This window comes from Hymenobacter sp. UYCo722, from assembly GCF_040547115.1.
In the GTDB taxonomy this organism is placed as follows: Bacteria; Bacteroidota; Bacteroidia; order Cytophagales; family Hymenobacteraceae; genus Hymenobacter.
The window spans coordinates 1,069,818-1,088,653 of sequence record NZ_JBEPPC010000001.1 but is presented as its reverse complement, the minus strand read 5'-3'; the positions used below and the strand labels follow the sequence as shown (position 1 = coordinate 1,088,653).

General features: G+C 60.4%; 16 protein-coding genes and 1 tRNA gene. 4 read left to right on the top strand and 13 right to left on the bottom strand.

Going from position 1 to position 18,836, the window contains the following annotated elements; genetic code table 11:
• Positions 1-168: 168 nt before the first annotated feature.
• From ABIB44_RS04850 to ABIB44_RS04820, 7 genes are all read right to left on the bottom strand, one after another.
• The gene (locus tag ABIB44_RS04850; RefSeq protein WP_354583488.1) at positions 169-993 is read right to left on the bottom strand and encodes an ATP-binding cassette domain-containing protein; all 825 of its coding nucleotides are present in this window, start codon (positions 991-993) and stop codon (positions 169-171) included.
• A complete protein-coding gene (locus ABIB44_RS04845) occupies positions 993-1,772 on the bottom strand; it encodes an ABC transporter permease (RefSeq protein ID WP_354583487.1) in 780 nt (259 codons plus the stop codon). Before ABIB44_RS04845 ends, ABIB44_RS04850 begins: the two co-directional genes overlap by 1 nt.
• A gap of 139 nt (positions 1,773-1,911) precedes the next feature.
• Positions 1,912-3,690 (bottom strand): OmpA family protein, encoded by a 1,779-nt coding sequence (locus ABIB44_RS04840; RefSeq protein ID WP_354583486.1) that lies wholly within the window; start codon positions 3,688-3,690, stop codon positions 1,912-1,914.
• A gap of 118 nt (positions 3,691-3,808) precedes the next feature.
• Positions 3,809-4,804 carry a PspA/IM30 family protein gene (locus ABIB44_RS04835; RefSeq protein WP_354583485.1) on the bottom strand — a complete coding sequence of 332 codons (996 nt, stop codon included), beginning with the start codon at positions 4,802-4,804 and terminating at the stop codon, positions 3,809-3,811.
• A 57-nt stretch (positions 4,805-4,861) separates the two neighbouring features.
• Positions 4,862-5,548 carry a hypothetical protein gene (locus ABIB44_RS04830; protein WP_354583484.1) on the bottom strand — a complete coding sequence of 229 codons (687 nt, stop codon included), beginning with the start codon at positions 5,546-5,548 and terminating at the stop codon, positions 4,862-4,864.
• Between the two features lie 313 nt (positions 5,549-5,861).
• Positions 5,862-7,724, bottom strand: a complete 1,863-nt coding sequence (locus tag ABIB44_RS04825; RefSeq protein WP_354583483.1) for a M61 family metallopeptidase — start codon at positions 7,722-7,724, stop codon at positions 5,862-5,864.
• Positions 7,725-7,904: 180 nt separating this feature from the next.
• Entirely contained in the window at positions 7,905-8,573 is a 669-nt protein-coding gene (locus tag ABIB44_RS04820; protein ID WP_354583482.1) for a class I SAM-dependent methyltransferase, read from the bottom strand.
• Between the two features lie 186 nt (positions 8,574-8,759).
• Between ABIB44_RS04820 and ABIB44_RS04815 the strand changes: the two genes are divergently transcribed.
• Together ABIB44_RS04815 and ABIB44_RS04810 are read left to right on the top strand one after the other, a co-directional pair.
• Positions 8,760-8,841, top strand: a tRNA-Leu gene (locus ABIB44_RS04815).
• A 99-nt stretch (positions 8,842-8,940) separates the two neighbouring features.
• A complete protein-coding gene (locus ABIB44_RS04810) occupies positions 8,941-9,627 on the top strand; it encodes a phosphatase PAP2 family protein (protein ID WP_354583481.1) in 687 nt (228 codons plus the stop codon).
• Between the two features lie 24 nt (positions 9,628-9,651).
• Here the strand turns inward: ABIB44_RS04810 and ABIB44_RS04805 are convergent, their stop codons facing one another.
• The 5 genes from ABIB44_RS04805 to ABIB44_RS04785 form a co-directional block, all read right to left on the bottom strand.
• Positions 9,652-11,961, bottom strand: a complete 2,310-nt coding sequence (locus ABIB44_RS04805) for a GAF domain-containing protein (protein ID WP_354583480.1) — start codon at positions 11,959-11,961, stop codon at positions 9,652-9,654.
• A 99-nt stretch (positions 11,962-12,060) separates the two neighbouring features.
• Positions 12,061-12,624, bottom strand: coding sequence for a hypothetical protein (locus tag ABIB44_RS04800; protein ID WP_354583479.1), 564 nt, complete (start codon positions 12,622-12,624; stop codon positions 12,061-12,063).
• A 95-nt stretch (positions 12,625-12,719) separates the two neighbouring features.
• On the bottom strand, positions 12,720-13,382 hold the full coding sequence (locus tag ABIB44_RS04795; RefSeq protein ID WP_354583478.1) for a hypothetical protein: 663 nt from the start codon (positions 13,380-13,382) through the stop codon (positions 12,720-12,722).
• A gap of 208 nt (positions 13,383-13,590) precedes the next feature.
• Positions 13,591-14,958, bottom strand: a complete 1,368-nt coding sequence (locus ABIB44_RS04790) for a dicarboxylate/amino acid:cation symporter (RefSeq protein WP_354583477.1) — start codon at positions 14,956-14,958, stop codon at positions 13,591-13,593.
• Between the two features lie 164 nt (positions 14,959-15,122).
• Entirely contained in the window at positions 15,123-16,358 is a 1,236-nt protein-coding gene (locus tag ABIB44_RS04785) for a DUF6799 domain-containing protein (protein ID WP_354583476.1), read from the bottom strand.
• Positions 16,359-16,661: 303 nt separating this feature from the next.
• Between ABIB44_RS04785 and ABIB44_RS04780 the strand changes: the two genes are divergently transcribed.
• Positions 16,662-17,624: an enolase C-terminal domain-like protein gene (locus tag ABIB44_RS04780; protein ID WP_354583475.1), complete on the top strand. Its 963-nt coding sequence runs from the start codon at positions 16,662-16,664 to the stop codon at positions 17,622-17,624.
• Between the two features lie 11 nt (positions 17,625-17,635).
• Here the strand turns inward: ABIB44_RS04780 and ABIB44_RS04775 are convergent, their stop codons facing one another.
• A complete protein-coding gene (locus ABIB44_RS04775; RefSeq protein WP_354583474.1) occupies positions 17,636-18,205 on the bottom strand; it encodes a DUF6799 domain-containing protein in 570 nt (189 codons plus the stop codon).
• Between the two features lie 163 nt (positions 18,206-18,368).
• Here ABIB44_RS04775 and ABIB44_RS04770 point away from each other — a divergent pair, with 163 nt between their 5' ends.
• The gene (locus tag ABIB44_RS04770) at positions 18,369-18,824 is read left to right on the top strand and encodes a MarR family winged helix-turn-helix transcriptional regulator (RefSeq protein WP_354583473.1); all 456 of its coding nucleotides are present in this window, start codon (positions 18,369-18,371) and stop codon (positions 18,822-18,824) included.
• The last annotated feature ends 12 nt before the right edge of the window (positions 18,825-18,836 follow it).

Genomic DNA, 18,836 nt, shown 5'->3' with positions numbered 1-18,836 from the left:
GGTTTCGTCCAACGGCAGACGGTGATGAGCCTCGCCTCTACCCGCAAAAATGCCCCACCGATGACCGATGGGGCGCTTTCAAGCAACTAAGTGCCGGCCGACGAGACCAAATCAGTCATCAACGAACTGGACACAGCTTGCGCAATCCGCGCATGGAGCCGCCCCCGCTCAGGTGTTTCGGATTTCCTCCTTCAGGTGCTCAATCAGCTGCACAAATTCCGGCCGGGCCTGAATGCCGTGCTGCCAGGCCAGGCCCATTTCGGCCAGGTTGTACTGATGCTTTTTGGTAATGGTGGCCCCGGCCAGGCATTGTCCGGCCGCGTCGCGCTCGGGCCCCAGCAGCCAGAGCGTATCCGAAATGGCGGTGGTCGTGGCCAGGTCGTGCGACACGATGACGACGGTATTGAGCTCGTCGAGCATAGTCACTTCCTGGATAATTTTTTTCACCTCGTCAATCATGGCGATGTCGAGGCCGGAGAAGGGCTCATCCAGAATAATCAGGTGCTCGGAGCAGAGCAGCTGCTGGGCAATGGCCGCCCGCTGCCGCTGGCCGCCCGAGAGCATGGCCGGGTACTTGCGCCGGTGCTGCGCTAGGTCGAACCGGGTCAGAAAATCTTCGACCCGGGCCTTGGCATCGGCCGGGGCGTGCTTACGGCCAGCGGCTACCAGCAGGTTGTCGAGCAGGGTGCGGTGGTTGAACAAGGGGTAGCGCTGCTGCACGAAGCCCACGTCGCCGGGGCACACGGGGCGCTGCGGGTCGGCCACCAGCACGGTGCCCGTAGTGGGCGGCAGCAGGCCCGCGATGATGCGGCACAGCACCGACTTGCCGATGCCCGAGCGGCCATAAAACCCCACGACCTGGCCCTGGCTCACGCCGGGCCGCACCACGTTCAGCACATCTAGGCTGATGTCGCGCAGAATGACTTCGCCCCCGAACTGCACCGAAATGTCGCGCAGCGTAAGTATCGGCTCTTTATATACGTGGTCGCCCATTATTTCGCAACGGTAAGCGCGGAGTACGGAAAGAACATGCGGCGCAGAAACTCGAACACGTAGTCCTGCACCGCGCCCGTCACCAAAATGACGAGCTGAATGGCCACTACCCCGGCTAGGTGCAGGTAGCGGTTCTGCTTATAAAGCAGCAGCCCGATGCCGCCTTCGGATTGGTAGAGCGTCTCGACCAGCGTAATCATCGTCCAGATGATGGCGAAGTTTTGGCGCACCACTTCGAGCATCTCATCGAGCTTGCCCAGCACCACTACTTCATAAAAGCTGCGCCATTCGCTCATGCCCAGGGTGCGGGCGTGGTCCATTTCCTCCTGGGTCGTGGTCAGAATCACGCTCGTCATGCCCGTCACCAGGTACACGGTGGCCCCGAAGATGAGCACCGAGAGCTTCACCTGGTGGCCCGAGCTCACCATCAGCGCCATGAAGAAGGTGAGGCCGGTGAGGGTGAGGTAGCGCATCTTGGAAGCCGCGTAGGCGATGGGCCGGAAGAAGGGCAGCGCCGTGAGGTAGGAAATGGCCAGCGCCAGCACCGTGGCAATGGCCAGCGCGCCCAGCGCGGTCGTCAGGCTGGCCCACAGCTCCTGAATGAGCCCTTGGGTCGTCACCAGGTCCTTAAAAGAGGCTACTACTTCCCCCAAAGTCGGGAACAGCTGCAACGGATAAAACAGCCACAGCAGCAGTAGCAGCAGCACCTGCCCCGCCACCATGGTGAGGAACACCGTAGGCCGGGGCTTGGCGTTGGGAATGAATAAGTCTTTGAGCATGGCAAAATGGAAAGGATGGGAGAAATGGAGCGGCGGTGAAAAGGCGTTGCCTCACCGACCTTAATAGCCAGTGCTTGGTAAGCATTACACGCTTGGTAGTTTCAGATACTCCCCTTCGCCACTTCTCTGCATTGGAAACTTAATTACCCAGCACGATTTCCACGCGGCGGTTTTTGGCTTTGCCGACGGGCGTGCTGTTGCTGGCCACCGGCTCGGTGGCCCCGTGGGCGTACACCTGGATGCGGCCGTCGGGGAAGGCGCTGCTGCTCTTGCGCTCCAGCCATTGGCGCACGGCCATGGCGCGGTCCTCGCTCAGCTGCTGGTTGGCCTGCGGGTCGCCGGTGTTGTCGGTGTGGCCGTGCACGGCCACTTTCAGGCTGCCGGCCACCACCAGGTCATCAAACAGCTGGTTTAGCTCCTTACTGGCCGAAGGGGTGAAAGTGCTCTGGCCCGAGTTGAACTCAATATTCCAGGCGCGCTTGCTCACGTTCTGGCGAATTTCGTCGCCGGCGGCAAATTTTTGGGTTTCGGCCGGGGCCACGGTCTTGCCCTTGTACTGGGCCTGCAGGTTTTTCAGCGGCGTGAGGTCGAGCATCTGGTCGAGGGGCACGTAGTTGGGCAGCTCTTTGGGGTAGAGCTTGCTCTGCACGTCGCCGAAAGCCTTGTACACCGAAGCGTAAATGTTGGTGCCGCCGTCATTCAGCCCGAACAAGGCCAGGTTATCACTGAAATTGAAGGCTTTGCTGCCGCCGAGCTCCACCACGTCGCCGTTGCGGTCGGCTTCGCTCACGCCCTTGTAATATTTCAGCCAATAACCGCCGTTTTTGTCCTTGTCGCCATACACGTCAGCCGAGATGTCGGCGGCGCGGCTCAGGGCTTCGGGGTGGCTTTTCACCTGGTCGCCGGCCACGGCGTGGGCCATAATCAGGCCTTCCACTTCCTTCTGGTGGGCATCGTACCAGCGCTTGGTGGTCACCATGATATTGGGCATCTGGTTCGAGTACTCCTTGGTGCTCACGATTTTCACCAGGCCGCCCTTTTGCTTGGCAATGTTCACATCACCGGGCGTCCAGGTGGCCACGGCATCGGCCACCACGTCGATTTTCACGCCGGTGTTTTTGCCATCCACAATCTTGTCGCGGCTTTCGGGCTTGCCGAGAATATACTTTTCGGCCGCCACTAGGAAGTCGCTGGCCGACATAAAGTTAACCGCCTGCGGGTCGTAGGTGGTTTCGTCGGGGTTCACCTTCAGGCCGTTGTCGGCGCACCACTTCAGGGCAATGTTCTGGTCGCCGTCGCGCAGGTAGCAGGCCACGGTTTTGCCCAGGGCCAGCTTGGGGTTGTCGAGCCATTCTTTCGGGCCCATCAGCTTGTCTTCGCCGAAGGATTTACCCACCGAGTAGGGAATGATTTGCAGCTGCGTACCAGCCTTCTTCAGCTCTTCCTGTACGGCCGAGAAGCCGGGCAGGCCGTCGCCCATAATGCTCACAATCAGGCCCGGGGTGGCGGGGTTGCTTTGCAGGTCGGCGGCGTTTTTCACCAGGTCGGCCTGCATCTTGCTCACGTCGTCCTGCCGCACAATCTGCATGTCGATGCCATTGGCGGCCATGGCCGAGCCAGTGGTCGAGCGCGGGCCGCCGTTGGCCAGCATGCCGGCCATCTGGGAGTTCCAGGCCATTACTTCCCAGGTAATGGGCGTGCCTTTTTCGGCCGGAGCCGTGCCCGGCAGCGCGGCCAGGGGCACCACGGTATTCACGCCGTTGCCGCCGGTGGCGGCTGGCAGCTCAATCGAGTTCAAAAGCACCGACTGGGTTTCAGCCTTCTTAAACAGCAGGTTGCTGGAAGTGAGTTTGTTGATGCCAAAATACAAGCCCGCGAGGACGATGATGGCAATAAGAATTTTACCGCGAGTGGTCATTTAAAGAAGGTGAAAATGTGTATAATGTGAAAAATGTGGAGACAATCAGATGTGTTGAATGGAAAAATAACGGAATAAAAACCGCTATTATCACACCAACCACATTCAGCATATTTACCTAGTCCAGGAGTTTGCCGTAGGCGTCGTCGGTGGCCTGGCGGCTGGGGGCCGCGTTCAGCCGCACGGGCGCTTCATTGTCCATAATGGCGTTGAACTCGCCCTTTTGGTACTTGTCGAGCAGGCGCTGGCCCTTCTCGCTCATCACCCCGTTCTGGATGTCCATCTCCTTCACGAATTCCTGCGAGTAGCGCATGGCCTGCTTAATCTGGCCTAGCTGCTGGGCCATGTCCTGGGCCACGCGGTCGGTGGCCAGGTCGAAGAAGTACTTCTTGTCGGGGTCGCCGCGCAGAATGTTCATGGCGGCGCGCATGCCCGAGCTGGTGCGTTTTACCAGGGTGTATTCGTCCTTTAGTAGGTTGACTTTGAACTTGCTGCCATCAATCTGGCGCAGGGCGGCTTTCAGAATCTGGCGCATTACCAGGCTCACGTTGGCCGTGGTGGTGGCCATGGGCTGGAGGCGGCGGTTGTAATCTTCGAGCTGGGCGGCGCGGCTGGCGTAGCTCTCGGCGCTGTCCTTTTCGCCCTGGCGCAGGGCCGAGTCGGCCAGGCTCAGGTACTCCTGCATCTGGGTGCGGTTGGCGTCCATCTTGCGCTTCACCAGCTCGTTGGCTCCCTCAATGTGGCCCACTTCCTCCTCCATGTTGCGGGCTTCCTTCTCGGTATTGCGGATGTAATCTTCCATAATGCCGATGGGGTCGGTGTTTACGAACAGGCTGGCGGCGGTGCGAAAAATGCGTTGCCCCAGGTACCACAGCCCCGTCTGAATCCGCTTGTTGGTCGCCAGCAAAAACAGCACGAACAACACGCCCAGGCCAATGCCCAACTTCACGGTATCAAATACAATATCAATCAGATAGGGCAGAATCTGACCCCAGTAGTACACGCCTGCGCCAACCAGCGCAGCCACGAAAACCCAGCCAGCTACTTTCTCGGGTTTTTGCCACGACGGCAGGCCGTCGGCGGGCGAAGGCGGGCCTAGTAAAGGAGTATTCATGACGCAGAAAAAAGTGAAGGGAAAGCCGGCGTGAAACCGGCAAAGTGGAGTAGTGTGCTATTTGGCAGCGTTCAAAAAAGCCTCCGCCGCTTTGCGATGAGCTTGCAGGTCGGCCAGTGCGGCCGAGTTGGCCAGCTCGTAGGAGGCCAGCGCGGCCTGGGTTTTCTGGCGCTCCTCGCCCAGCTGCTGCTGGGTCTGGAGCAGCTGCTGCTGCTTGGCCTGGAGTTGGCGGGTGAGGTCGGCGAGGTCGGCGGCCAGCTTTTTTTCCTGCGCGGCCAGCTGGGCTACGGGGCCGGGGGCCGCGCCGGGCGTGGTGGTTTCGCCAATTTTTTCGCGGTGGCGGGCCAGCACCTTATCGCGGTCGGTGGCCAGGGCTTGCTCAAACTGCGAGGCCGAGGCCAGCAGCGCCGGCACGGTGCCGCCATTCACCGCCGAAAAAGCGTTGAACGCCGTCTGATAAAGCATCGGGCCGTTCAGGCCGGCGGCGGCCATGCTCTTCACCATCTTCATATAAGCCCCGAAATCCTTGCCGTCGCCGGCCAGCAGGCCCGCAATGTGGTCGAGGTGGCGCTGCTCGGCTTGCACCACGGTGGGTGCGCCAAAAGCTGCGGCGGCAACGGAGCCGGCCGGTTGGCTGGGAGTGCCGTAGGGCACGGTAGGCGGAGCTGTGGGTGCGCCCGTCTCTTCGTCGGACTCGATGAAAAACTCCTTGGCGGCGTTGGTGAGCTTATCGAAAATGGGCATAGTGGTAATTGAAAAGGAAGTGAAGGCAGCGAGCTAATCCGTAAAAGGAGCTTTGCGTAGCATCAGAAGCCGTAAATCGCCCGCCAAAACGTTCAAAAGTAAAGATATTAAGTTGTTCGCTGGTGAAGATTCGCCGTCGGGCGTACAACAACCTGTCAGATTCAGCCCGAAAGCATCAGCGTGTCGTTGATGGGCGGCGGTTTCGGCCAGCTTTTGGCGTTGCAAGCGGATACCTTCAGCAAAAAGCCCCGGCGAGCCGGGCCGCTTGGGACGACGCCGGCCCGCCGGGGCCACACTACTTTCCTGCCAGCGCTTAGTTCGAGGCCTGCGGGGCCAGCCAGGCGTCGCGTAATGTCTTTTGCGCGGGCGAGAGCACCATTTTCTCCACGGCTTCCACCGGTTTTACCTGCACGGTGGGGTCTTCGGCCAGAATGAGCTGGGTGGTGCGCTCGGCCCCACCCCGGGTTTTTACTTTCACAAAAACCACGTCGCTGGGCGAGTGCTTGTGCAGCACGCCGTCCATGTCGCCACGGCTGTGCAGCTCCTTGCCGTCGAGCACCACAATCTGGTCGCCGCGGTCGATACCGGCCTTGTAGAGGCCCGAGCCAATCTGGGTGTTGTAGGCCACGATGCAGCGGCCTTCGTTATCAAACTCGACCTGGTTGGGCAGCGCCGCGCCCAGGGCGCGGGTCGGAATCACGGCCATGCCGGCCACCAGCAGGTTTTCGGTGAAGCGCGGCGTTTCGCGGCCGTACACATACTGCCGGAAGAAACGGTCGGCGAATACAGTGTCCTTGCTCACCTCGCCCAGCACGCGCTGTAAATCGCGGGTGGTGTAAGGCGCTGCGGGCGCGTAGTTGCTCTGCTTGCTACCAAACTGCTGCCACATGGCCTGCATAAACTTATCAAGCGAGGAGCGGTGATGCTGGCGCAACTGCAAATCCATCATCAGGGCAATGCCCGCGCCCTGGTCGTAGTACGACAGGCTGGTGTTCACCACGTTCATGGGCGTGCCGCCCTGGCCCGCGCCGTCGGTGAAAGCGGCCTGGCGGCTCATGTCGATGGCCGACGCGTAGCGCGCGCCGGGGCTGTTCTGGCGCAGATTCACCCAGCGGCTGATGTCGTCGAAGAACTCCTCGTCCTCAATCAGTTTAGCGCGGCGCAGGGCCAGGCGGCCGTAGTACTGCGTGAAGCCTTCGGCAAACCAGAGGTTGTCGCTCATATTGGCACGCTGGAAGTCAAAGGGTTCCAGGTCCTGGGGACGCAGGCGCTCCACGTTCCAGGCGTGGAAAAACTCGTGAGCAACCGTGCCTAGGTTTTTGGTCGCGTCCTCATCCTTCAGGGTCCGGGAACTGGTGAGCGAGGTCGAGTTGCGGTGTTCCATGCCGTCGCCAGTGGCCTGGCTCAGGTAGTCGGCTATAAAGGTGTAGCGGGCGAAGTCGAACTTGGGCAGCTCGCCGAAAATGGCCTTTTCCTCCTTCACTACTTTCTGCACGTTCTTGGCAAAAGCGTCCATCTCGGCGGCCGGGCCCTGGTAGAGCATGGCCAGCTCGATGGTTTGGTCGCCTTCCTGCCAGGTGCGCACCTGCTGGGCTCCCAACGATACGGGGCTGTCCATGAGGTATTGCAGGTTGGGCGCGCTGAAGGTGTTTTTTTCTTCGCTGGGCCGCAGCTGAGTGGCTACTTTCCAGGCGGGCGGCACGTCGAATTTTACCTCGGCGGCCCGGTCTTCGAGGCCGGTGGCGTAGCACAGCGTGGCGGGCAGGTTCAGGTGGGCGTGCTGCTGGTCGATGCCGGCGAACGTGCCATCGGTCTGGTCGCCGTAGAGGGTGTAGCTGAAGATAACCGTGCCGTCAGCCCCGGGCGTTACGTCCCAGCCGTAGGGGTCGGGGCGGTTCACCGGCAGGGGATGGTTAGCGCCGTCGGTAGCCACCACGTAGTAAACGTTTTTGGCAAAATCATGCACGGCGTAGCGGCCGGGCGAGCTGCGGGCCATGCGCACGTGCAGCGGGCCCCGAGGCACACCCGCAAAGGTGGCCGCCACTTTGGCTTCGTGGTGCACGGCATTGGGGAATGACAGCGCGTAGCGTATCGGCGCACCCGGCGCTTTGGATTGGGCCGCCGCCATGCCCACGCTCAGGCAGAAGGCGATGCCAACAGTAACAATGTGTTTCATAGGGTAAATTATAGCACAATAAGTAAACTAGCCATAATACAGGCTGGACAGGAAATGTAAAGTTGCGGAAAATTTACAATACAACCGCCGTTTTTACCCAAAATTAACGGACGGGGGACGTTAAAATTATGTTTCAGTCCGGCCAGGTCTAAATATGGCATATCTAAGCCGCGTGCTTACTCACTGAAACACCACGGCTTCGGTTGCTCCGTAGTAGAACCGTCCCTGCGCTTCGCCCCGCAGCCCCCGGGCCGTCAGGGCCGCGGCCAGGTCGGGCAGCTCGCGGGCGCGCAGCTGCGTAGTGAGGCGGAAAAACCAGAACATGGCCGCCAGCAACAGTCGCCGCCAGCCCCGGCGCGCGGGCCGGAAATCGGCCAGTAGCCAGCGCCCGCCGGGGCGCAGGGCGGCGTGCAGCCGGGCCAGCGCCCCCGGCAAATCAGGCGCGGCCACGCAGTCGAGCACGAAAAACGTTAGCACGGCATCAAATACCTCGGCAGGCCTAAGCGCATCCTGTGTACCATGCCGGAATTCGACCTGCGCCTGCTGGCCGGGTGCCAGGCGGGCCCGGGCCCGGGCCAACATGCGCGGCGAGGCCTCGAGGTACAGCACCGTAGCGGCGGGGCACCGGCGCAGTACTTCTGCCAGCACCCAGCCCGTACCGCCGCCCAGAATAAGCACGTGCGGCGCGCCAGTGGGCAGCCCGGCCAGGGCCGCCCGCTGCGTGTGGCGCAGGGCCGGGCCAAATACCAGCGCCGTCAGCGCATCGTAGCACCACGCCACGCGGTCGAAACCACGGAGGGGCGGGGCCGCAGTGGCCGGCAGACCCGGGCCGGCAGAGGAAAGAGCCACGTCGAAATCGATGAGAAAGAAAAAAAATGCCCCGGCAAGTAACTGAGAAACAATTGCCGATACCCCGAAAAGGCTCCGGAAAGCGAAAAAAATAGCAGAAAGGTTGCGTAGCCGTAAAACGGGTCTGTATCTTTGCAGCACCAAAAAGCCGCCACCCATCGGGCGAATGGCTTTTTAGTCTAGCATGCGCTTGTGGCGAAATTGGTAGACGCGCTGTCTTCAGGCGGCAGTTCCGCAAGGTGTGGGAGTTCGAGTCTCCCCGAGCGCACGTAGAAAAAGCCAGTCCTTCGGGGCTGGCTTTTTTATTTTACCTCGGTCCAGCTTCGGGGCTACGTCCAGCGGCCCGCCACATTCCGTATTCAACGCTATGAAACGTTTTGCTTCGCGCCTGCTGGCATTTGCGGGTTTGCTGACCGTCGAGGTTTTGTTTGGAGCGGTGTTGTTCGTTGTCGCTTTTGCCGTGTTTTTTTACCTGGTGCGCGTGGTGTTCGTGCATCATTCTCTGGCCCTCGATGGCTGGGCTTCGGACCTGGTCGATGGCTGGCAACGTACCTGGCCCGGACTGTACGGGCCCGTCCGGTTCGTTACGTTTTTCGCTTCGCTGCCGTTTTTGCTGCCGGCCAGTATCATCGCGCCGCTGCTGCTAAACCGGGCTGGCCACCGCCGCGAGGCCAAGGAGCTGGTGCTGGTAATGGCGGGCGCGGTGTTGCTCAATCAGCTGCTAAAGCTGTATTTCAACCGGCCCCGGCCGGCCAATGCCGTATTGCACACCTTCGGCCTGAGCTTCCCGAGCGGGCACGCCATGCTGGGGCTTACTTTCTACGGCTGCCTGGCCTGGCTGCTGGCCCGCCACTTCGGCCGGCCAGGCTGGGCAGCCCCGCTGCTGCTGTGGGCCGGCCTCATTGGCCTCACGCGGGTGTGCCTGCACGCCCACTACGCAACCGACGTGCTAGCCGGCTTTGCCGGCGGCGCGGCCTGGCTGGTGCTGTTCCGGGCCGGCCTCAAGCTGTTCTGGAAGGAGGAAAAGGTGCTTTTGGGCGAGGAGATTATTTAATCACCCGCCCGGGCTGGTACGTAGCTAAAGCTGCACCCGCACGCGCAGGGCCAGCAGCCCCTTCACGCCCTGCAGCTCTTCCAGCTCCAGCTCTTCCACCCCGGGTGCCAGCATGCCGCGGTCCTGCAGGTAGTCGATGTACTCGTAATATTCCACGGCCTCGCGGCTCTGCGCGTATACTAGGGCAATGGTGCCGGGCTGGGTGAGGCGCTCGCCGGTGCCCTGCACGGTGGCCTTGTCGATGCGCTTCTTGATGATTTCGTAGCGGATGTTGTAAGCCCCATCCACGTCGAACTGGCGCTCGTCCTGCCGGAAGCGGATGCTCAGGGGTTGGCCGTGGATGAGGATGAGCTGCGTCGTATCGAGCGGCACGGGCAGCATGGGCTTGAGGGCGGCGGTACGGCGCGTAATTTCCACCATCGTCAGCAGCTGCCACAGGCGCAGGTTTTTCAGGAACACCAGGTCGAAGGGCTTGTCCTGCACCAGCGTGCTGCCCACGTAAATATTGAACTCAACGCCATCGGTTTTGTAGCGCTGGAAGTAGTGCGGAAACATGAGCTGGGCCTTGTCCTCTTCCTCGTCGAGGTAGTCGCTCACGGCATCGTTGAGGGTGGTTATGCTCAGCTCAAAATCCTTCCGGCGCTTGTAGAGGATACCCAGGCGCGCATCAATGTTCTGCCAATAATTTGTGATGACCGGGCGCAGCTCGACCGTATGCGTGGCCAGATACTCGAACAACGGCTCCACCTCGCGCTTCAGCGAGTCGTAAATGTTGGCTTCGTCGCCCGAAAGCAGGCCCTCGCGCAGGCGCTTCAGATTCTTGCTGACGTAGAACTTCAGCTCGTCCAGAATGGGCAGCTGCTGGTACTCAGAGGCTTTTTTCAGTACTTTGTTGGCCAGGGTGAGGTGTTCCATCAGGTCGCCCTGAATGGCCTCGTTGCGCACCGTGCTGCTACCCCTGATGTCGCAGGAGCCGTGCAGGGGGTACACGTCCTCGAACACGATGGCTTCCATCTCGGCCGTGCGGTTGCCCTCGTCGAATTGGGCCAGCAGGTTGCGGGCCGCGTCGGTAAAGCGCCATTCCATGGTGGGGTGGATAGCGGTAAACTTCTGCTGCACAATGGCCTGCACGCGGGTCTGCTGGTCCTCGGCGTTGCGCTTCACGGCCACCGCAAACAGCGGCAGGAACTGGGCCACGGTGTCCATGTCGAACTCGTCGAGGCCGCCCACGTCGGGCGACCCAAGCTCCAGCAGGCCCACCGTGTCGTTGCCATAGGGCAACAGCGCCAGAATGGCCGAGCGAATCCCCAGTCCTATAATCTGCTCGCGCAGGTCTTCGGGCAAGTCGGAAGTAGCCAAGTCTTTAAGTACCAATGGCTCGCGGTTGCTGAGCAGGCGCTGGTAGATTTGTCGGAAGCTGCTGTCGGCCGCCTGGTGCTGCACCTGTTTGGTGAGGAAGCTGTGGTTGATTTTGCGCCCGAAATCCATAAAGGCCTTCTTCTTCTCGTCATAGGCCGCGATACCGAGCTGCAGCGCCGGCTGGGCAAAAAGTACCCGCAGCTTTTCCTGAATCTGCTCGAAGCGGGCCGGGGTTTGCAGCACGTCGCGTTCCAGTAGGTCGTATTTCAGCTCCGAAAGGATTTCCTGCTCCGTCACGTCGGCCAGGCGCAGCACATTAAACCCTTCCAGCTCAAAGTGCTCGGCTGGCAGCATTGCCTGCCACACCTCGGGCCGGTGGCGGTTGTGCAGCAGGGTTTCGCGCTGCTCGTCGCTCAATGGCGGTGCTTCGCCCACTACCCGTACGCGCACAAACGTGGAGTCGAATCCCACGCTGTAGTGGCGGTAAAGGCCGATTTTGTAATCGGGCACCGTGAAAACGATGGCTCCTAAAGCCGGAAGCTCGGTGCCGTACACGCGCTGCAACACCAGCTGGTAGGCCATCAGGCCCAGCTGCCGTTCCATGGTGGCCATGTCGATATTCAGGGGCTGCTTTACCAGACCGTCCTTGTTCAGCATGATGTCGCGGAACAATTGGGTGTTAAAAAAGCTGCGCCGCTGAAACGGTCCCACCGCCCCACTGATATCGGTGGACAGCGAAGCCGGCGGAAATACGGCCAGCATCAGGGTTTCCACCAGGTCGCAGTGCTCTTCTAGCAGCTTGGGGTCGGCCACGGGCTGGGTTATCCAGGGGGCCTGGGCCACCTGCGCGCCCACGGCCTGGGCCAGCAGCGCCACCCCGGCATTGGTCGACTGCTCGCGCTCGAGCCAATAATCGACCAGCGGCGCGAGGCTGAGGGAAGTGCGAAACGGAAACGATTGAGCAGTCGGGACCACAACAGCGGAAGGAGAAGAGTCTATTGCCATGAAAGCTTGCAGAAAGAGGAAGCGAGGAAGCGCGTTCGCCAGTCTATACGGACTGCACCCCGGCAGCGACTACCGTGTTACGGCCAGCACCGCGTGGCGTGAATTCAGGTTAGCATAGGTTGCCGTTTTGGTCGAGTCGGGCCGGGTAAGGGCCAGCTTGCGCGAATTGGTGTAGCAGGTACAGCAGCCGTTGCCCTCGAATCCTCCGCTCAACTTTACGCGGTCGATGACCAAGGCCAGCTTGCTGGGGCGCAGCTTGGGCTTCGTACCCGGGTAATACCGCACCACGTAGCTGAACGTGTCGAGCCGGGCACTGCCCAACTGGCTAAATGGAGTGGCGTTGCTAATGACCAGCGTGTCGTTGGCGGCAAGCTGCGCGGCGGTGCGTACCAGCGTAACCGTTTCAGGCTTGGGCAGGGGTACTGATGGATTTTTTAAGTCGGGATGCAGGTAGCGCACCAGCACCAGCGTATCCAGCTCATCTTTCGGAAACTTACTATCGAAGACAATGCGGATGGCATCGGCCTGGGCCTCATTGGGGCAGTCGCACACGTTGTTGGCACAGCAGCCCGCCAGCAGTACGCCAAGGCCCGTCAGGGCCGCCAATCGGTTAAGCAGAGATAAAGCCATCACGCGCCAAAGGTAAGGCCCGCCGCCCCCAAGTGGCCCAAAAGGAACCAACGGAGGGGCGGCGGGCCCAAAAATACGCGGCTGCCGGGGCAGGCGGCCTAGCGGCCGCCCGTTGCCGACGAGGAAGCCGCCGGAATAGTCGGGTTTTCTACGCTGCCACCGGCCAGCAGCAGCGGGCGCAGGCGAGCGGTGGCGGTATCAAGCTGCGGGCGAATCTGGGCTAGCGCGCCGCGCAGGGCAATAATGTCGGCCAGGCGTGGGGCAGTGGTTTGTGAGTACCCGTGGTACATGGCCACCTTCACTTCGGAAGTACCGGTGCCATTATAGGAGCCGAGCAGGTTGCCGGCAGCATCGCTCACCTGTAATTCGGCCTGCAGGGTGGTTTTATACCACTCCAGCGGCACGCCTACTACGGCCGGCAGCAGGAAAGTAAGCACCTGGGCCCCTTGCAGGCCGCGCCCGGTACGTAAGGTTTTTACCTTTTTCACCACCAGCTTGGCGTAGCCGTAGGTGGCCGAATCGGTGGGCTCGGTGAGGTTGATGCGGCATTCCTGCTGGAACAATTTGAGCGGGTCGTCGGGCAAAGCACCATCGTTCATGGCCAGGGGGCCCTGGTCAGCCAGAATTTCCAGCGGAGGCAGGCGGTTGGCGATAGCCGCCGTCGGCGTGCTCTTCATTTGGTTTTTAACCGAAACGCAGGAGCCTGCTCCCAGCAGGGCGGGTACCAGCGCCACCACCGACCATTGACGAATGATTTTCATAGCTTGAAGATAACAGGAAAGCCCGATAAAAAGAAGAAAAGCAAAAATTGTCTTATATTTAGACGAAAGCCCCACAACAGGATTTCTAAGGCTAAATTACGGTATTCATGTGGTATTGTGGCCATTTTGCCCGAATTTTTTACGAAACGAGGTGCCTGGAATTTGTCCGGGCACCTCGTTTTCGTTCAATTTTGTGGATTGCCGCCGGCTACTCGGCCGCCGGGTCGGGCCCAGTGTAGTCGTCCACAAACTCACCCTCCCAACGCGCCACCACGGCCGAGGCAAGGCAATTGCCGAGCACATTCACGGCCGTGCGAGCCATGTCCATCAGCGCGTCAATACCCAGGATGATGAATACCGGCCAGGCTGGCAGGTTGAACGAGGCCACCGTGGCCAGCAGAATTACGAGCGAGGCACGCGGCACCCCGGCCACGCCCTTGCTGGTGAGCATCAGGGTAAATACCATCAGCAGTTGTTGGCCGAAGGACAGGGGCACGCCCGCCGCCTGCGCTACGAATACTGCCGCCAGCGAAAGATAAAGCGTGGTGCCGTCGAGGTTGAAGGAGTAGCCCGTCGGCATCACAAACGCGACGATGCGGCGCGGCACCCCAATGCTTTCCATGGCTTCCATGGCCCGGGGCAGCGCCGCTTCGCTGCTGGTAGTGGCGAAGGCAATGCTCACCGGCTCGGCCACGGCCGCAATGAAGCGGCGTAGGGGCAACCGCGCAAACAGCGCCACCGGCAGCAGCACCAGCAAAACGAAGGCGATGAGCGCGCCATAGAGCGTGAGCAATAGCTGCAAGGCATTGAAAAGCGGCGCGAACCCCATTTTGCCCACCGTATAGGCCAGGGCACCACCCACGCCCAGCGGCGCGAAATACATCACGACGTTGGTAAATTTGAACATGACCTCGGATAAGCTTTCGCAAAGCTCCAGCATTACGCGACGGGGTCGTTCGGGCGTGAGGGCCAAGCCGATAGCGAAGAGAATAGCAAAAATGACGACTTGCAGCACCTGGCCCTCGGCCACCGATTTGGCAATGTTCTCGGGGAAGATGTGCAGAATAATGTCGGCGGCCGTTTGGGGGGGGGCGGCGGTCAGGGCCTCTTCCTTCACGCCCACGCGGCTGATGCCCACGCCGGCTTTGGTGAGGTTGATGGCCCCCAGACCAATGAAGAGGGCAAATGTGGTCACGATTTCGAAGTAGACCAAGGCCTTGATACCCATGCGGCCCACCTGCTTCAGGTCGGCGTGGCCGGCAATGCCCACCACCAGCGTAGCAAAAACCAGCGGCGCGATAATGGTTTTAACGAGCCGCAGGAAGGCATCACTGAGCACTTTCAGGCTCATGGCCACGCCGGGAGCATCGTGGCCCAGCTCGATGCCGACGAGCATACTTACCACAATCCAGAGCGTGAGCGAGCGGCGGGGCGCGGCGGCGGCGGCAATGGCGGCCAGCGCCAGCCAGCGAGCCGCTACCGGTACGGCCGGCGGCAGGCCCGTGCCAAGGACCGTGAGCAGGGCAGCCAGAATAACAAGAACGACAGCAAGTAGGAGTAGGCGGGATTTGAGCATGCGAGGGTGGGAGTACCGGAAAAAACGAATTGTGGGCCTAAAGAACGGCATTATCCGGCCAGCCGCCGCCAACTGCTTGGTATACTCGGCCCGACCCGGGCCAAAAAAATACCCCGTGCCGGTAGCACAGGGTATTAAGATGCAGCTAAGTTTGTGGGAAAAGCTTACAGCGACAGTAGGTAGCCGATGGTGAAATTGGTGTCGTAGCCGAATACAAACTGCTGGCAGCCGGTGGCTTCGGCCAGCGCTTGATAAATATTCAGGCCCGACTTGATTTTGGCCCCGCTCAGCTGCGGGTACTCGGTAGGCGCTTTGAGCACGGTGTAGGTTTCCTGACCCTGGCGTACGGCCTTGGCCAACTCATAGGGTACCCCGCCGATGATGAAGCATATGCCGCGCAGGTTGGCCGGAACTTGGGCAGCCTTCGCTTTTACCGCTGCGGCCACGGTGGCATCGTCCACGTTCTTCTCGTAGTATTTCGAGCCGAAGGTATCCTGCACGCGGGGTTGGCCGTCAACGTACCACGAAATCTTGCTGTTGGCCGAGCCCATATCCATTACGAAGCCTTTTTTGGCGTAGGCTTCCGGTAGCGCGGCGCGTAGGCCCAAGGCACCTTCACGCTCCGGTGTCACGGTCGTCACCACATATTTCAAGGCTTCCAAGCCCCGGGTAATGCGGCGGGTGTTTTCCGAGAGTGCCGCCCCCGAGCTTACCACGAAGTGAATGTCGCGGCCGGGTACGCCGAAGTCGAGCATCTTGCCGATATATGACTTGAGGCCGGCACGTACGTCTTCTTCAGTAGCCATGTTTTCCATTACCAGGCTGTTGCCAAATTCAGATTTCTCCATTTTCCAATTGCGCTTATCATCCACACGGATGATAAACATGTTGAACCCGCTGGCCCCCAGCTCCACTACGCCGCGTAGCTTGCCGTTCACTGGCACTTCGGAGTGGTAGCTGAACGCGGCTGCTACTGGCGCTGCTACTGGCGCTGCTACTGGCGCTGCAGGTGCCGGCATCACGTTGGCGACTGAGTTGGCTACGGGCACCACGCTGGCCGTGGCATCGGCCGGTGGGGCTACATTGGCTGGCGATTTCTGAATAAGCTCGCCGTTCAGGCTCAGTAAGTCGCCTTCCTTCATGCGCACTCGGGTACCGTTGGCCAGCACCACCGACTGCGTCTGGTATTCCACGCGGCTGCCGTTGGGCAGGGTTACGTCCTTTTCCAGCGTTTTAGTGGTAGCCCCGGTTTGCACCACCATCGTCTTGTTTACTACCGTGAACCAAGGCAGTGACCCATTACCGGTCTGGGCGCTACGCTTTTGAGAGCTGGCTGGTGCGGCAGATGCCACCAGCAAACCGGCCGCCAGTAACAAAGAAGAAAGTAATGAAGATTTCATATTTGCAGAAAAGTTTAAAGTTGAATTAATTAATGGAAAAGCGCAAATTCGACTGATGCAAATGTATTATCAATCGAAGTTATTTCACCCTCTGGTTAGTGCCGGATAGAAAATAGTTGTCGAAATGCTAAGCTCGACCGTTCAATGCAAGCATTTTCTCGGTGAACGGATGAGGAGGGATTTGTCACTTTCTAGGCGTTGCCGCGTATTTGTGTCACTTAGGCCTCCGTGTGGAGCCTTAGCCTTGTCTCAGCAATTATGCTCGTCTGGTCAATTACGCCCTTGATACTGCCCCTGCGGTACGTGTGGAAAATTTCCCGCAACGCGTCCACTACCAAAACCAACCTATTAGTGCAGGTAGCCGGTGGTGGGCACCATGGCCAAGGCGAGGCGGCCCCTAACGTGCGCTACAGCGAGACTCCCGAACTGCTGCAAGCCCAATTCGCCACGCTGCAGGCGCAGGGTCTGAGCGAAGTAGTTGCTTTGGCCGAACTGGATGCGCTACTGGCCGCGCACCCCGTGGCTCATGCCCTTAGTTTTGGTCTGGAAGCGGCGCTGGTGCAGTGGCTGGCTTCCCGCGCCGCGCAGCCGGTGTGGCAGTATCTGGGCGTGCCTGCCCCCGCGCCGGCAGCACCCACCGCGTTTTCGCTGCCCATTATGGCTCCGGGCGAAGTGGCCGATTTTCTGATTGCGCAAAACGCGGCCCGCTTCGATTTACTAAAAATCAAGGTGAATGCCACCGAGGGCCTCGACCTGCTGCGCGAAGTGGCCCGTGCCCTGCCCGGGCACCCCTTATTAGTTGATGGTAACGAAACCTGGCCCGATGCCGACGGCGTACTGCAATTTCTGGAGCTGGCCCACGCCTTGCCCGGCCTGCACCTGCGCCTGCTCGAACAGCCCCTGCCCGCCGCTTGTACCGATGACTACCGCTACCTGCGCCCGCGCAGCGCCGTGCCGCTGCTGGCCGACGAATCGGTAACGGACACCGCCGATTTTGCCGATATCACCGAGCAGTTCCACGGTGTGAACGTGAAGCTGATGAAAGCCGGCGGCTTCCGCCGCGGCGTTGACCTGCTGCGGCGTACCCGCGCTCATGGCCTGCTACCCATGCTGGGCTGCATGGTCGAAACCAGTGTTGGCATTGCCGCCGCCCTGCAAATCAGCGCCCTGGCCGATGTGCTCGACCTCGATGGTTTCCTGATTGTTCGCGACGAGCCCTTCGGCCTGGTGGCGGAGGCCGAAGGGCACCTGCAGCTGCGGGCGTAGCCGGGCCGGGGTTATTTCACGGGCGCGTTCAGCTGGGCATCGAGGTCCGTGAGCTGCGCGTCGAGGGCTTTGGTGTCGGGGAGGTCGGCGCGACCCTGGCTCAGGAGGCTGATTTTCTGGTTCAGCAGCTCAATTTTTTTGTTGAGCAAGGGTACGCGCTGGGCGGGTTCGGCGTAGCCGGGACCACGCTGCACCAGCTTTTCGTAGGTGGCGCTGGGTGGGGTGGGGGCAGCCCCTTTGGCGGCGGCGGCGCTGCCGGGCGTGGCGAATACCACGCCGCCATCGGCGCGTACGTAATCGCCCTCGCGCAGGGTTATTTTTTTGCCGTTGGCATTAAGCTTGTCGGCGGGCATTTCGACGATGCCGTTTTTATAATTGATTTTGACGCCGCTGGCCAGCTTCACGTTTTGCGTGAGTGGCGTTATTTGGCTACCGTCGCGCTTCACCACTTCACCGTTCTGCATCACAAACCGGGTGCTGGCAGTGGTTTGTACGGGGAAGCCGCCGGCTTGGGCTGCGGCCAGCTGGGGAGCGGCGGTGGCCAGCGTCGCCGCCAGCAAAAAGATTCTGAAATGTTGCATCGCAAAAAAAATTAGGAGGACGTGAATGCAGCCGCCTACGAAGATTGGCGGGGTTTTGGCCATGGGCCGGAGGGCTTCACCCAAAAAAAAATGAAATTACAGGAATAATGTTGCAACATTAAATGTATGTACATTATATTTGCACTCGATTCCAATAATAGCTATGCGCATCGAAGACGAAATCAAGCAGCCGCTGTTCCAGGACGAACACCAGAAAGCGATTATAAATCTGATTTATACCTCGGGCTGGCTGCAATTGCGCCAGGCCTGTGCCTTTAAAAAGTTTGCCCTCACTTCGCCTCAGTTCAACATCCTGCGCATTTTGCGCGGCCAGCATCCGCAGCCGGCTACTGTAGCGCTGCTCATCGAGCGCATGCTGGACAAAACCAGCAATGCCTCGCGCATCGTCGACCGGCTGGAAGAAAAAAAGCTTGTTACCCGCATCGTTTGCCCATCCAACCGCCGTGCCGTCGACATTCGCATCACGCCCGCGGGCCTCGCCCTGCTCGACCAGATTGATGCATCCGGTGCGCTGAAAGCCGCTGCCCATGCCAGCCTGAGCGAAGCCGAAGCCCGGCAGCTAAACGAGCTGCTCGATAAGATGCGCGACGCTGAATAATCGCTCGCCGCA

What these genes read in the sequence shown, in the direction of transcription:
- ABIB44_RS04795 (WP_354583478.1), bottom strand. Translation starts at nt 13,382, where the DNA reads ATGAAAATCATTCGTCAATGGTCGGTGGTGGCGCTGGTACCCGCCCTG.
- ABIB44_RS04830 (WP_354583484.1), bottom strand. Translation starts at nt 5,548, where the DNA reads ATGCCCATTTTCGATAAGCTCACCAACGCCGCCAAGGAGTTTTTCATC.
- ABIB44_RS04770 (WP_354583473.1), top strand. Translation starts at nt 18,369, where the DNA reads ATGCGCATCGAAGACGAAATCAAGCAGCCGCTGTTCCAGGACGAACAC.
- ABIB44_RS04775 (WP_354583474.1), bottom strand. Translation starts at nt 18,205, where the DNA reads ATGCAACATTTCAGAATCTTTTTGCTGGCGGCGACGCTGGCCACCGCC.
- ABIB44_RS04850 (WP_354583488.1), bottom strand. Translation starts at nt 993, where the DNA reads ATGGGCGACCACGTATATAAAGAGCCGATACTTACGCTGCGCGACATT.
- ABIB44_RS04840 (WP_354583486.1), bottom strand. Translation starts at nt 3,690, where the DNA reads ATGACCACTCGCGGTAAAATTCTTATTGCCATCATCGTCCTCGCGGGC.
- ABIB44_RS04785 (WP_354583476.1), bottom strand. Translation starts at nt 16,358, where the DNA reads ATGAAATCTTCATTACTTTCTTCTTTGTTACTGGCGGCCGGTTTGCTG.
- ABIB44_RS04835 (WP_354583485.1), bottom strand. Translation starts at nt 4,804, where the DNA reads ATGAATACTCCTTTACTAGGCCCGCCTTCGCCCGCCGACGGCCTGCCG.
- ABIB44_RS04845 (WP_354583487.1), bottom strand. Translation starts at nt 1,772, where the DNA reads ATGCTCAAAGACTTATTCATTCCCAACGCCAAGCCCCGGCCTACGGTG.
- ABIB44_RS04825 (WP_354583483.1), bottom strand. Translation starts at nt 7,724, where the DNA reads ATGAAACACATTGTTACTGTTGGCATCGCCTTCTGCCTGAGCGTGGGC.
- ABIB44_RS04810 (WP_354583481.1), top strand. Translation starts at nt 8,941, where the DNA reads ATGAAACGTTTTGCTTCGCGCCTGCTGGCATTTGCGGGTTTGCTGACC.
- ABIB44_RS04790 (WP_354583477.1), bottom strand. Translation starts at nt 14,958, where the DNA reads ATGCTCAAATCCCGCCTACTCCTACTTGCTGTCGTTCTTGTTATTCTG.